Origin of the sequence: Pseudoflavonifractor sp. MSJ-37, assembly GCF_018917965.1 — a bacterium.
In the GTDB taxonomy this organism is placed as follows: Bacteria; Bacillota; Clostridia; order Oscillospirales; family Oscillospiraceae; genus Pseudoflavonifractor_A.
On sequence record NZ_JAHLPP010000006.1, the window covers coordinates 24154 to 37264 of the forward strand.

Consider the following 13111-nt stretch of genomic DNA (forward strand, 5'->3'; position numbering starts at 1 on the left):
GTTCGTTAAAAAAATATCAATATCGAGGTGTTCGGAACATGGATCATCGAGAGAAGTATCTCAGTAAGCTGACCACCGCCGAAGAGGCGGTCAAAGTCGTCCAGTCCGGGGACTGGATCGATTACGGCTGGTGCACCATCACCCCCGAGGCGCTGGACCAGGCTCTGGCCGCCCGCTGGCAGGAACTCCACGACGTGAAGATCCGGGGCGGCGTGCTCTTCCATAAGCCCGCCGTCATGTCGGTGCCCGACGTGGCGGAGCATTTCACCTGGAACTCCTGGCATATGTCCGGCATGGAGCGCAAGATGATCGCCGACGGCGCCACCTTCTACTGCCCCATGCGCTACTCCGAGCTGCCCCGGTTCTACCGGGAGAACGTGGCCCCGATCCATGTGGCCATGTTCCGGGTCTCTCCCATGGACAAGCACGGCTATTTCACCTTCGGCCCCAGCGCGTCCCATCTCCAGGCCGTGTGTGAGCGGGCGGAGATCGTCATCGTGGAGGTGGACTCCAACATCCCCCGCTGTCTGGGCGGCATGGAGAACACCATCCATGTGGACCAGGTCTCCATGATCGTGGAGCACGATTCCCCCATCGGTCAGCTCCCGGCCGGCGGTCCCGCCACGGATGTGGACCAGGCGGTGGCCAAGCTGATCGTGGAGGAGATCCCCGACGGCGCCTGCCTCCAGCTGGGCATCGGCGGGATGCCCAACGCGGTGGGCTCTCTGATCGCCCAGTCCGACCTGAAGGACCTGGGCGTCCACACCGAGATGTATGTGGACGGCTTCGTGGACATGGCCGCCGCCGGCAAGCTCACCGGCGCGCGGAAAGACCTGGACCGATTCCGCCAGACCTACGCCTTCGCCGCCGGCACCCAGAAGCTCTATGACTATCTGGATGACAACCCGGCCTGCATGGCCGCCCCGGTGGACTACACCAATGACGTGCGGGTCATCGCCCAGCTGGACAACTTCATGTCCATCAACAACGCGGTGGACCTGGACCTCTTCGGCCAGGTGAACGCTGAGAGCGCCGGCATCAAGCACATCAGCGGCGCGGGCGGCCAGCTGGACTTCGTCATGGGCGCCTATCTCTCCAAGGGCGGCAAGAGCTTCATCTGCTGTTCCTCCACCTTCCTGAACAAAAAGACCGGCCAGCTGGAGAGCCGGATCAAGCCCACTCTGGACAACGGCTCCATCGTCACCGACACCCGGGCCAACCTCCACTGGCTGGTGACCGAGTATGGCAAGGTCGATCTGAAGGGCACCTCCACCTGGGAGAAGGCGGAGAAGATCATCTCCGTGGCCCATCCCGACTTCCGGGACCAGCTCATCACCGCGGCGGACCAGATGCACATCTGGCGCCGTTCCAACAAGCGCTGATCTGCCCCCCAAAAACACGACTGGCCCGTGGTCCTAATGGATCACGGGCCAGTCCTCTATCCCCTTTTCACCGGACCGCCCAGCTCAACAGGAGCAGCAGGCCGAAGCCCGGGGCCCCCAGTATGCCCAAGACCAGCGCGTTGAACAGATTCACGCCCAGGCCAGCCCCCAGCGCGCTCCCGATCTGGCCCCACAGGGCCAGGAAGGCCAGTCCGGCCCCGGTCCGGCCCGCCAGCCGGATACAGCGCCCCACCGTCTGTCGCAGGCAGAGCAGGACCAGGCCGGCCAGAGCCGCGCCCAACAGGAGCGGCAGATCCTGGGCCAGCCGTTCCATCTCCATCCATCCACCCCCATCCATCCTCGTCCCGCCTCAGGGACAGGCCGTCTGCGGCAGGTGGCCCAGAGAGGGGCCCTCCGTGTCTGTCTGCTGTCCCATCCCGTCCAGGATCTTGATCTGCCGCAGGAGATACCCATACCGGGCCTGAAGGGCCAGCATCTCATAGATGAAGGACTCCGTGAGCTCCGGGTCGCTGGCTCCGTCGAACCCCGCCCGGGCCAGGACCAGCTCCCGCCGGGTCCGCTCCAGAGAAGAGAGCAGGACCTGCCATTCCTCCGTCCTCCGCCGTTCCTGTGCCGTCTTGATCATATACGCGCTCCTTTCCCGTCCGCGGGACATCCCATGCTCCTACTGGTATGCTCAGTTTGTCCGGTCCAGACCATTCTATACCAGTTTTTGGTCCGGATAGGGTCCCGCAGGCAGGATATACTGACATCGGACAGGCGGTGGAGGCTCCGCCTTCCCAAACGCATCTCCTTCTAAGCCGGTGCCGGGCACGCGTGCCCTCAGGCGAAAGGCGGGAGGAGCGGCGGCCTGTCCGGCCGAACGGCGCGCCATCTGTATCCGGGACGCATCCCGGGCATGGTAAGGGCGTCCGTGGAGGGCCGCCGTGCCGGGAGACCGGTGCGGCGGCCCTCGTTGCGTCTGCGAAAGGTTGACACTTCGGGCAAAATGGGGGTAAGATAAGGGGTAAAAGCATTCCGAGCATTTCGTTTAGATAAAAGGAGAAGTCCATGGCAACGACCAGTTCGAAACACTATGGCAATGAGTCCATCTCCGCCCTGAAGGGCGCGGACCGGGTCCGGAAGCGGCCCGGCGTCATCTTCGGCTCCGACGGCCTGGACGGCTGTGAGCACGCCGTTTTCGAGATCCTGTCCAACGCGATCGACGAAGCCCGGGAGGGCCACGGCGACCTGATCGTTGTGACCCGCTTCGCGGACAACTCCATCCAGGTGGAGGACTTCGGCCGGGGCTGTCCCGTGGACTGGAACGAGCGGGAGCAGAAATTCAACTGGGAGCTGGTGTTCTGTGAGCTCTATGCCGGCGGCAAGTACGGCAATGGGGACGGGGACAACTATGAGTACTCTCTGGGCCTGAACGGCCTGGGCTCCTGCGCCACCCAGTACGCCAGCGAGTATTTCGACGCGGTGATCCACCGGGACGGCTTCAAATACAGCCTCCACTTCGAGAAGGGCGAGAACATCGGCGGTCTCCAGAAGGAGCCCACCGACCGGAAAAAGACCGGCTCCCTCTTCCACTGGAAGCCCGATCTGGAGGTGTTCACCGACATCGACATCCCGGCGGAGTACTATATAGACGTGCTCAAGCGGCAGGCCGTGGTCAACGCCGGCATCACTTTCCGCTTCCGGGATCAGGTGGGGGGGCGGTTCGAGACCACCGACTTCCGGTATGAAAACGGCATCATGGACTATGTGAAGGAGCTCTCCGGCGAGAACGCCCTCACCCAGCCCGTGTTCTGGCAGACTGAGCGCCGGGGCCGGGACCGGGAGGACAAGCCCGAGTACAAGGTCAAGCTCTCCGTGGCTTTCTGCTTCTCCAACACGGTGCAGGTCATCGAGCACTACCACAACTCCTCCTGGCTGGAGCACGGCGGTTCTCCGGAGAAGGCGGTGAAGTCCGCCTTCGTCTCTGCCATCGACGGCTGGCTCCGCGCCCAGAACAAATACGTGAAGAGCGAGAGCAAGATCACCTGGCCCGACGTGGAGGACTGCCTGATCCTGGTGTCCAACAACTTCTCCACCCAGACCTCCTATGAGAACCAGACCAAGAAGGCCATCAACAACAAATATGTGCAGGAGGCCATGACCGACTTCCTGAAAGAGCAGCTCAATGTCTACTTCACCGAGGCTCCCTTCGACGCGGCGAAGATCGGCGAGCAGGTGCTGATCAACAAGCGCTCCCGGGAGAACGCTGAAAAGACCCGGCTCAACATCAAGAAGAAGCTCTCCGGCAATGTGGACATCTCCAACCGGGTGCAGAAGTTCGTGGACTGCCGCACTAAGGACACGGAACGCCGGGAGCTCTACATCGTGGAGGGCGACTCGGCTCTGGGCTCGGTCAAGCTGTCCCGGGACGCGGAGTTCCAGGGCATCATGCCCGTCCGGGGCAAGATCCTCAACTGCCTGAAGGCGGACTATGCCCGGATCTTCAAGAGCGAGGTCATCATGGACCTGATGAAGGTCCTGGGCTGCGGCGTGGAGGTCCACGACAAGCACGCCAAGGATATGGCCTCCTTCGACCTGATGAACCTGCGCTGGAACAAGGTGGTGATCTGCACCGATGCCGACGTGGACGGCTTCCAGATCCGCACCCTGATCCTGACCATGCTCTACCGGCTGGTGCCCACGCTGATCCAGCGCGGCTATGTCTACATCGCGGAATCCCCCCTCTATGAGATCAACTACAAGGAAAAGAGCAAAGAGCGCACCCGTTTCGCCTACTCCGACAAGGAGAAGAACGACATCCTGGCCGAGATCGGTCCGGACAAGAAGGTCAGCATCCAGCGCTCCAAGGGCCTGGGCGAGAACGATCCGGAGATGATGTGGGCCACCACCATGAACCCGGACAGCCGCCGGCTGATCAAGGTCATGCCGGAGGACGTGGCCCGGACGGCTCAGGTGTTCGATCTGCTCCTGGGCGACGACCTCCAGGGCCGCAAGGCCCATATCGCCGACAATGGATATAAGTATCTGGAGCTGGCGGACATCTCCTGAACCCGTAGACCGCGGACCGTAGGCCGGCCGCTCGGCTCCGCCTGCCTTTCTGATGCCCGAATCCGAACACATCCGCTCTGACATCCAAGGATCGTTTCGCCTCCTGACCGCCATCGTGAAGGCCCCACAGAGCGGACCGCTCTCCATCCTCCACGCTCCATTTTCAACTCCTCAAAAGGACTGATACATTTGGCAAAGAAAAAGTCCCCCCAGGAGGGGGCCAAGCGGGTCAATGACCCCAATATCATGGGACTCAAGGCCGAGGTGCTGGAACAGCCCATCACCGAGACCCTGGAGCTCAACTATATGCCCTACGCCATGAGCGTCATCGTCTCCCGGGCCATCCCGGAGATCGACGGCTTCAAGCCCTCCCACCGAAAGCTCCTGTACACCATGTACCAGATGAAGCTTCTGGGCGGGCCCCGGACCAAGTCCGCCAACGTGGTGGGCCAGACCATGAAGCTCAACCCCCACGGCGACGCCGCCATCTATGACACCATGGTCCGCCTCTCCCGGGGCTACGGCGCCCTGCTCCACCCGCTGGTGGACTCAAAGGGCAACTTCGGCAAGGTCTACTCCCGGGACATGGCCTGGGCCGCCCCCCGCTACACGGAGGTCCGGCTGGACCCGGTCTGCGCCGAGTTCTTCCGGGACATCGACCAGGACGCGGTGGACTTTGTGGACAACTACGACGGTTCCCTGAAGGAGCCCACGCTCCTGCCCACCACCTTCCCCAACGTGCTGGTCAGCGCCAATCAGGGCATCGCTGTGGGCATGGCATCCAACCTGTGCGGCTTCAACCTGACTGAAGTGTGCGACGCCGCCATCGCCTGGCTCCGGAAGCCCGGCTGTGACCTGCTGACCATCCTGAAGGCCCCCGACTTCCCCACCGGTGGCCAGCTTCTCTATGACGAGGCCGCCCTGCGGCAGATCTACCAGACCGGCCGCGGCTCCTTCCAGGTCCGGGCCAAGTGGCGCTACCTCAAGTCGGAGAACCTGATCGAGATCTATGAGATCCCCTACTCCACCACCGTGGAGGCCATCATGGACAAGGTGGCCGAGCTGGTGAAGGGCGGCAAGATCCGGGAGATCGCCGATATGCGGGACGAGACCGATCTGAACGGTCTCAAGCTCACCATCGACCTGAAGCGGGGCGCCGACCCGGACAAGCTCATGGCCCGGCTCTTCCGCTCCACCCCCCTCCAGGACGCCTATTCCTGCAACTTCAACATCCTGATCCAGGGCATGCCCCGGGTCATGGGCGTGGGCGAGATCCTGGAGGAGTGGACCGCCTGGCGCATGGACGGCGTCCGCCGCCGGACCTATTTCGTCATGAAGAAGAAGGAGGAGAAGCTCCATCTTCTCCAGGGTCTGAAGCGGATCCTGCTGGACATCGACCGGGCCATCCAGATCATCCGGGAGACGGAGGAGGACGCCGAGGTCATCCCCAACCTGATGATCGGGTTCGGCATCGACCAGATCCAGGCGGAGTATGTGGCCGACATCAAGCTCCGCAACATCAATAAGGAGTATATCCTCAAGCGCATCTCCGAGACCGCCCAGCTGGAGGAGGAGATCGCCGACCTGAAGGACCTGGTGGGCGACACGGGCCGCCTCAAAAAGACCATCATCGCCGAGCTCCAGGCCGTGAAGAAGAAGTACGCTGTGGAACGGCGCACCGAGATCCTCTACGACTACTCCAACGAGGCCCCCGGCGCCCAGGAAGAGGATATCCCCGACTATCCCGTCCATGTCTTCCTGTCCCAGGCGGGCTATTTCAAAAAGATCACCCCCCAGTCCCTCCGCATGAGCGGCGAGCAGAAGTACAAAGAGGGCGACGGTCCTTTCCTCCAGTGGGAGGGTACGAACCGGGACGAGCTGCTGGTGTTCACCGACCAGCAGCAGTGCTACAAGTCCCGTCTCTCCGACTTCCCGGACACCAAGGCCAGCGTGCTGGGCGAGTACCTACCCACCCGGCTGTCCATGGAGCAGGGGGAGACCGTTGTGTGGGCCTGCATCACCAGTGATTACAGCGGCAACGTGCTCTTCTGCTTCCAGAACGGCAAGGTCGCCCGGGTGGAACTGGCCGCTTATAAGACCCAGACCCGCCGCAAGCGCCTGACCGGCGCCTATTCGGACAAGTCCCCCCTGGCCGCCGCCCTGCTAATCCAGGAGGACCGGGAGCTGGCCATGATCTCCAGCGAGGGCCGCTGTCTGATCTTCCACTCCTCTCTCCTGGCCCCCAAGAGCACCCGCTCCACCCAGGGCGTGGCCGTCATGACCCTGAAGCCCAAGTACCATGTGGAACGGCTCCTCCCGGTGGAGGAGACCGCCGTGGTGGACCAGAAGCGCTACCGTCCCAAGGCCCTCCCCGCCGCCGGCGCCCTCCTCAGGGGCGAGGACCGGGGCGAGCAGCAGTTGTCGATGCTGTGACGGCCGGGGCCGGACGTCCCGATCCCAGCCATCCATGCTCCACTTCTCACCGCCCGAAGGGAGGCCTCTCCAATGAAGGACAAAGCCAAACCACTCGTTTTCGCCTACCTGTGGATCACGCTGGCAGCCGTGATCTACGCACTGGGGTTCGACTGGTGCTATGCGCCCAATGACATCGGCTTCGGCGGCATCACCGGTCTGGCCCAGATCGTCAACGCCGCTCTCCCCTGGGCCCCCATCGGCATGGTGGTCATCGTGCTCAACGTGCCCCTGTTCTTCTTCGGATGGCGTCTGCTGGGTGGACATCTGCTGTTGTCGTCCCTCTACGCCATGTTCATCTCCTCGGTGTTCGTGGACCTGCTGGCGGTGGCCTATCCCTTCCCGCCCATGGACCCCATGCTGGCCGCCATCTTCGGCGGGATCCTGGTGGGCCTCTCTCTGGCCATGATCCTGCTCCAGGGAGCCACCACCGGCGGCACCGACCTCTTCGCCCGGCTCCTGAAGCTCAAGCTCTCCTGGCTCCCTATGGGGAAGCTCCTGATGGGGGCCGACCTGTGTGTGATCACCGCCGTGGCCCTGGCCTTCCGCAGTCTGTCCAGCGCTCTGTACGGCCTAGTCTCTCTGTATATCTCCACCGCCGTCATGGACATGGTCCTCTACGGTCTGGACCGCGCCAAGGTGGCCTATATCATCTCCGCCAAGCCCCGGGAGATCGCCCAGGCCATCTGCACGGAGATGGAGCGGGGCGTCACCCTGCTCCACGCGGAGGGCTACTGGTCCGGAGACGCCAAGGAGGTCCTGCTCTGCGCCTTCAAGCAGAAGCAGATCGTGCCCCTGCGCCGCATGGTGAAGGAGATCGACCCGGAGGCCTTCCTCATCGTCTGCGACGCCCACGAGGTGTTGGGAGATGGCTTCCGGGAGTACAAGAAGGACGACCTGTGACCCGTCGTCCCCCGTCTATCTGCTAAGGAGGATATCCCATGCCTGACATCGAAAAACTCTGTCAAAACCTGGAACACCGCGGCTTCCACGCCGTGTATTTCTCCACCGCCCAGGAGGCCGCCGCCCACCTGGAGGAGGCCCTGTCCGGCCGCACCGTGGGGGCCGGCGGCTCCATGACGCTGAAGGAGATGGGCCTGCTGGAGCGGCTCCCCGCCTGCTGTACCTTCCACTCCCATTGGGCCGGGAGCACGCTGGAGGACGCCGTGGGCACCGAGGTCTATCTGTCCTCGGTGAACGGTCTGGCCGAGACCGGCGAAATCGTGAACATCGACGGCACCGGCAACCGGGTGGCCGCCGCCCAGTTCGGCCATAAGGCCCTCTATCTGGTGGTGGGCGTCAATAAGATCGCCGCCGATTTCGAGGGGGCCCTCTGGCGGGCCCGGAACATCGCCGCCCCCAAAAACGCCCAGCGTCTGGGCGTCAAGACCCCCTGCGCCGCCAAGGGGGACCGGTGCTATGACTGCGACAGTCCCCAGCGGATCTGCCGTGCCCTGTCCGTCCTGTGGCGGAAGCCCACCGCCATCGAATACGCTGAGGTGGTCCTGGTGGGCGAGCCCCTGGGCTACTGATCCCATCCGAAAGGAGGCGGTCCGCCGTGAAGTGGAAACAGACGATCCCCGCCCTGACGCTGGCGGGCCTGCTGGGCCTGTCCGGCTGTTCCGCCATGCTGGAGCGGAGCTGGCAGGTGGTCACGCCCCACCCGGAGCACCCCGTCACCGCCGACGACGCGGACACCCTCCGGGCCGAGACCTATCAGGATCTGGTCAACGATGTGCTCTACTTCGTGAAGCAGGGCATCGAGAGCGGCAGTATCCGGCTGGTCAACTACACGAGGGACGTAGAGGCCGATCTGAACAACGCCTGTCTGGAGGTGGCCAAGGACGCCCCTCTGGGGGCCTATGCCGTGGATTACATCGAACACGACTCCACCCGGGTGGTGGAGTACTACGAGGCCCGGATCCGCATCGGCTACCGCCGGACCCCGGAACAGATCAAGAGCATCAAGAACGTCACCGGCAGCGGTGCGATCCGGCAGGTCCTCCAGGACAAGCTGGGCCGTTTCGCTCCGGAGGCGGTGCTCCAGGTGGCCTACTTCGCCGAGGATGAGGCCTACATCGCCTCCTTGATCCGGCAGACGTACTACGACACCCCCGCCGCCGCTCTGGGGATGCCGGACTACACCGTCACCCTCTACCCGGCGGACGCCGGTCAGGAGCGGATCGTGGAGATCCTGCTCACCTATCCCGAGCCCACGGAGGAACTGCGGACCAAGAGCCAGGAGCTCCTCCAGGCGGCGGGAGCGCTCCTGCCTTCCTTCCAGGAGGAGGAAGGGGACGCCGCCGCCCGGGCCGTGGTCCGGCTCCTGCGGCAGAAGGTCCGCGTCGGAACAGGTCCTACGGCCTATGATGCCCTGATCGGCGGCGAGGCCGACAGCGAGGGCATGGCTCTGGCCTTCCAGCTCCTCTGTCAGACCGCCGGACTGGACAGTCAGGTGGTCCAGGGCACTCTGGACGGTATGTCCCGCTTCTGGAACGTGTTCGCCATCGCCCCAGGCCGCTATGCCCATGTGGATCCCTCCGCCGGCGACGCGGTCCTCCTGAGCGACGCTTCCATGACGGCTTTGGGCTATGTCTGGGACCAAAACACCGTCCCCAACTGCATCTGACAAAAAACTTGAAATAGTGCTTGACATCGAGGCGATATGACGTTATAATATCATTCGTCTCATGCAGGTGTAGCTCATCTGGTAGAGCGCCACCTTGCCAAGGTGGAGGTAGCGAGTTCGAGCCTCGTCACCTGCTCCAGACCAAAACAGGACGTCCGTCTCGGATGTCCTGTTTTTCTATGTTCGAAAGGACTCGGCCGCTTCTGCGGCGGGAAGCTCCTATGCAGCTTCATCCGTATGATGCTATGATACGAAAAGAGACGGGACATCCGGCCGGATGTCCCGTCTCTTTTTACATGGCGTCGGGATCGCCGCGCCGCTTCACGCTACCTCCGCCCGCTCCAGGCTCTTGATCTGGGCCATCTCCCGGGAGATGGAGCACACCGTCACCAGGAAGGCCAGCAGGTCCGCCACTGGGGCCGCGTAGAGGATGCCGTCGATGCCGCCCATGATCCGGGGCATGATCAGGATCAGCGGGATCAGGAAGATCACCTGCCGGGTCAGGGAGAGGATCATGCCCTTCACCGGCTTGCCGATGGCGGCGAAGAAGTTGGAGGACAGCAGCTGGACGCCGTTCAGCAGGACCATGAAGAGATAGGTCCGCATGAACTTCACCGCGAACTCGAAATAGAGCTCGTTTCCGGTGCCGAACAGGCCGATGATTTGCCGGGGGCAGAGCTGGAACAGCAGGAAGCCGATCGTCGAGATCACCATGTTGCAGGTGATCGCCAGCTTATAGGTCCCCCGCACCCGGGCGTACTGCTTCGCGCCGTAGTTGAATCCCAGGATGGGCTGGGACCCCTGGGACAGGCCGATCATGAAGGCCAGCAGGATCGCGTTGGTCTTGAGCACGATGCCGCAGGCCGCCAGAGGGATGTCCGTGCCATAGGGGGACATGGCCCCGTAGTAGGTCATGGAGTTGTTGAGGACGATCTGCACCAGCGTGATGGCCACCTGGGTGAGGCTGTTGCTCATTCCCATGGAGGCGATCTTCAAGCTCTCCCTCAGCTCGATCCGGAAGTCAGACCGCTCCAGCTCGATGTGCTTGAACCGGGCGGCATACCGCAGAGCCAGGCAGAAGGAGGCGAACTGGCCGATCACCGTGGCCAGAGCCGCACCCGCTACGCCCCTGTGGAGCACGAAGATGAAGATGGGGTCCAGGATCGTGTTGACGACGGCGCCCACCACCATGCAGGTCATAGAGTACTTGGGGCTCCCGTCCGCCCGGGCCAGAGCGCTCATGCCGTTGGTGACGATCAGCAGGGGCATGCCCACAGCGGTGATCCGGGTATACTCCACCGCGTAGGGCAGTACGTCCGGCGTGGCGCCGAAGGCCAGCAGGAGCGGCCGCAGGAAGATCTGGATCAGCACAGCGTAGCTCACGCCCAGCACGATCATCAGACACATGGCGTTGCCCACCACCTGAGCGGCCTTCTCTTTCTCCCCCGCCCCCAAGAAGAGGGAGTAGCGGGAACAGCTGCCGATGCCGATCAGCAGGGCGATCGACAGGCAGATCGTGGTCAGGGGGAAGGCCACGTTGGTGGCGGCGTTACCCAGATAGCCCACGCCCCATCCGATGAACACCTGATCCACGATGTTGTACAGGGAACTGACCAGCATGGCGATCACACTGGGGACCGCGAAGCTCCGCAGGAGCTTGGGCAACGGTTCCGTGCCCAGAGGGTCTTTCTTTTCCGGCTCCATTTCCTTCCGTTCTCCTCTCATTCCGTCATCTCCCGTTCTTCGGCCAGGGCCACGGCGCGCTCCGCCGCCCGCCGCAGGAGGGATACGAGCTGTTCCCGCTCCTCCGGCGTGAAGGGCTCCAGCACCAGATCCTGCCACCGGTCCACGATCTGACGCACCAGAGGGCGGGCCTCCCTGGCCTTCTCCGTGGGGTAGATCCGGCTGGTCCGCTTGTCCTCCGGGTCCTTCTCCCGGTAGAGATAGCCCGCTTTCTCCAGCGCCGCCAGCGACCGGGTCACATTGCTGGGATGGAGCCGGAAGAGCCGGGCCAGCCGGTCCTGCGCGATCCCCGGCTCGTCGCAGATCCGCGGGATATACATATGCTGACTGCTGTTGAGTCCCAGCGGCGCCAAGCATCGGTCCAGATACATCTTCGTATACCGGTCCCCGATGGAGAGCCATTTGACCAGTCCTTCCATCCGATCTCCCCCTGTGCTTTGGTGTGATACCATCATAGCACCATTTCATTGCGTGCGCAAGCAAATTTTTGAGTATAGGGAACGCCGTGGGAAAAGGGGCGGGCACAAGGCCCGCCCCCGATGGGACGTAAGATCCACCTGAGTCACATCAGCACGCCGTCTCTGGCCACGATCTTGCCGCCGTGGAGGACGGTGCGCTTCCGGGGCTGGCTGATGATGGCCTCCTTGGCGCTGGGGGCGTCCAGCAGGACCAGATCCGCTTTACAGCCCTCCGCCAGACCGTAGCCCTCCAGCAGCATGTTCTTCGCCGGGCGGGAGGTGACCATCCGCATGACCTCTGCCAGCTGATCCCGGGTGCCGTATTGGAGCACCTGGGCGGTGAAGAGGGCCTCCTCCAACAGGTCGCCGTTGCCGAAGGGGCGGTAGGGATCCCGGATGTTGTCCGAAGAGGCGGACACGTTGACGCCGGCCTTCAGGAACTCGTCCACCCGGGTGACGCCCCGGCGGATGGGCTGGTGGTCCTTCCGGCCCATCAGGTACATATTGCAGGAGGGCAGGGTGATGATGTGGATCCCCGCCTCGGCGCACTCCATGACCGCCCGGTGGGCCAGCTCGTCATCTACGGCGCAGAGGGCCGTCACATGGCCGCAGGTGACCCGGCCTGCCATGTGGTGCTCTTTGGTCTTTTCGATCACCCGCAGGAAGCAGTCGATGTTGGCCGCGTCCCGCTCGTCGATGTGCAGGTCCAGCGGCAGGCCGTACTCATCGGCCAGAGAGAACACCTTGTCGATGTCCGCCATGGGGTCCGGGGTGAAGAGGGGATAGCCGGCGATGAAGTCGATCTCCCCCGCCCGGGCGGCGGCCCGGAATTCCTTGTCATAGGCCTCGTCCCACTGGAGGATGCCCCGGAGCTCCAGCTTGCCCCGGTACTCCTCCTTCAGCTCCTTCAGGGCCTGATGGGAGGCCATGCCCCACTGGGGGCAGACCAGCACATGGGTCTTGACGGCACAGCTCCCGGCGGCGACCTCCCAGTCCAGGACCTTGCGGGAGCGAGCCTTGATGTCCTCCACTATACCGCCCTCCGGGATCTTGGCCAGATAGCGCTCGAAGATGCCGAAGGCCTCCTCCAGGTTCGGGGTGTCCTCATCCACGGCGGTGAGGGCCTTGTCCAGATGGGTGTGAGACTCCACGAAGCCGGGGATCAGCAGCTTCCCCGCCCCGTCCAGCTCGGTCTCCCCGTGGAACGGCAGGTCCCGGCCGATCTGGGCGATGCGCCCGTCCTTGACGGCCACATCCAGACCATCCCCCACATCGAAGAGGTCCGCCTTGCGGATCAGCAGATCACAGTTCTCCATGACAGTCACGTTTCCTTTCGTTCCGGGATGCGGCGCCCA

Annotated in this window: 11 protein-coding genes and 1 tRNA gene; 7 read left to right on the forward strand and 5 right to left on the reverse strand. The window is 63.5% G+C overall.

The features are described from left to right. Positions 1-38: 38 nt before the first annotated feature. Complete coding sequence (locus KQI12_RS10875; protein WP_216573307.1) at positions 39-1382, forward strand: butyryl-CoA:acetate CoA-transferase; 1344 nt, start codon at positions 39-41, stop codon at positions 1380-1382. Between the two features lie 67 nt (positions 1383-1449). Here KQI12_RS10875 and KQI12_RS10880 read toward each other — a convergent pair whose 3' ends face one another. Together KQI12_RS10880 and KQI12_RS10885 are read right to left on the reverse strand one after the other, a co-directional pair. Next, positions 1450-1722, reverse strand: a complete 273-nt coding sequence (locus KQI12_RS10880; protein WP_253291039.1) for a pro-sigmaK processing inhibitor BofA family protein — start codon at positions 1720-1722, stop codon at positions 1450-1452. A 30-nt stretch (positions 1723-1752) separates the two neighbouring features. Continuing rightward, positions 1753-2028, reverse strand: coding sequence for a DUF2508 family protein (locus tag KQI12_RS10885; protein ID WP_216573309.1), 276 nt, complete (start codon positions 2026-2028; stop codon positions 1753-1755). Between the two features lie 425 nt (positions 2029-2453). Here KQI12_RS10885 and KQI12_RS10890 point away from each other — a divergent pair, with 425 nt between their 5' ends. The 6 genes from KQI12_RS10890 to KQI12_RS10915 all read left to right on the forward strand — a co-directional run bounded on the left by KQI12_RS10890 (position 2454) and on the right by KQI12_RS10915 (position 9694). After that, positions 2454-4454 carry a type IIA DNA topoisomerase subunit B gene (locus KQI12_RS10890; protein WP_216573310.1) on the forward strand — a complete coding sequence of 667 codons (2001 nt, stop codon included), beginning with the start codon at positions 2454-2456 and terminating at the stop codon, positions 4452-4454. A gap of 189 nt (positions 4455-4643) precedes the next feature. Continuing rightward, on the forward strand, positions 4644-6887 hold the full coding sequence (locus KQI12_RS10895; protein ID WP_216573312.1) for a DNA topoisomerase (ATP-hydrolyzing) subunit A: 2244 nt from the start codon (positions 4644-4646) through the stop codon (positions 6885-6887). A gap of 72 nt (positions 6888-6959) precedes the next feature. Next, on the forward strand, positions 6960-7829 hold the full coding sequence (locus tag KQI12_RS10900; protein ID WP_216573314.1) for a YitT family protein: 870 nt from the start codon (positions 6960-6962) through the stop codon (positions 7827-7829). A gap of 38 nt (positions 7830-7867) precedes the next feature. Continuing rightward, positions 7868-8458 carry a lactate utilization protein gene (locus KQI12_RS10905; RefSeq protein ID WP_216573316.1) on the forward strand — a complete coding sequence of 197 codons (591 nt, stop codon included), beginning with the start codon at positions 7868-7870 and terminating at the stop codon, positions 8456-8458. A 26-nt stretch (positions 8459-8484) separates the two neighbouring features. Beyond that, positions 8485-9555 (forward strand): hypothetical protein, encoded by a 1071-nt coding sequence (locus tag KQI12_RS10910; protein WP_216573318.1) that lies wholly within the window; start codon positions 8485-8487, stop codon positions 9553-9555. Between the two features lie 63 nt (positions 9556-9618). Beyond that, positions 9619-9694, forward strand: a tRNA-Gly gene (locus tag KQI12_RS10915). A 182-nt stretch (positions 9695-9876) separates the two neighbouring features. Here the strand turns inward: KQI12_RS10915 and KQI12_RS10920 are convergent. From KQI12_RS10920 to KQI12_RS10930, 3 genes are all read right to left on the reverse strand, one after another. Continuing rightward, entirely contained in the window at positions 9877-11259 is a 1383-nt protein-coding gene (locus KQI12_RS10920) for an MATE family efflux transporter (RefSeq protein WP_216573320.1), read from the reverse strand. 17 nt (positions 11260-11276) lie between these two features. Further along, positions 11277-11717, reverse strand: coding sequence for a MarR family winged helix-turn-helix transcriptional regulator (locus tag KQI12_RS10925; protein ID WP_216573322.1), 441 nt, complete (start codon positions 11715-11717; stop codon positions 11277-11279). Between the two features lie 143 nt (positions 11718-11860). Beyond that, on the reverse strand, positions 11861-13072 hold the full coding sequence (locus tag KQI12_RS10930) for an amidohydrolase family protein (RefSeq protein ID WP_216573324.1): 1212 nt from the start codon (positions 13070-13072) through the stop codon (positions 11861-11863). Between the last annotated feature and the right edge of the window lie 39 nt (positions 13073-13111).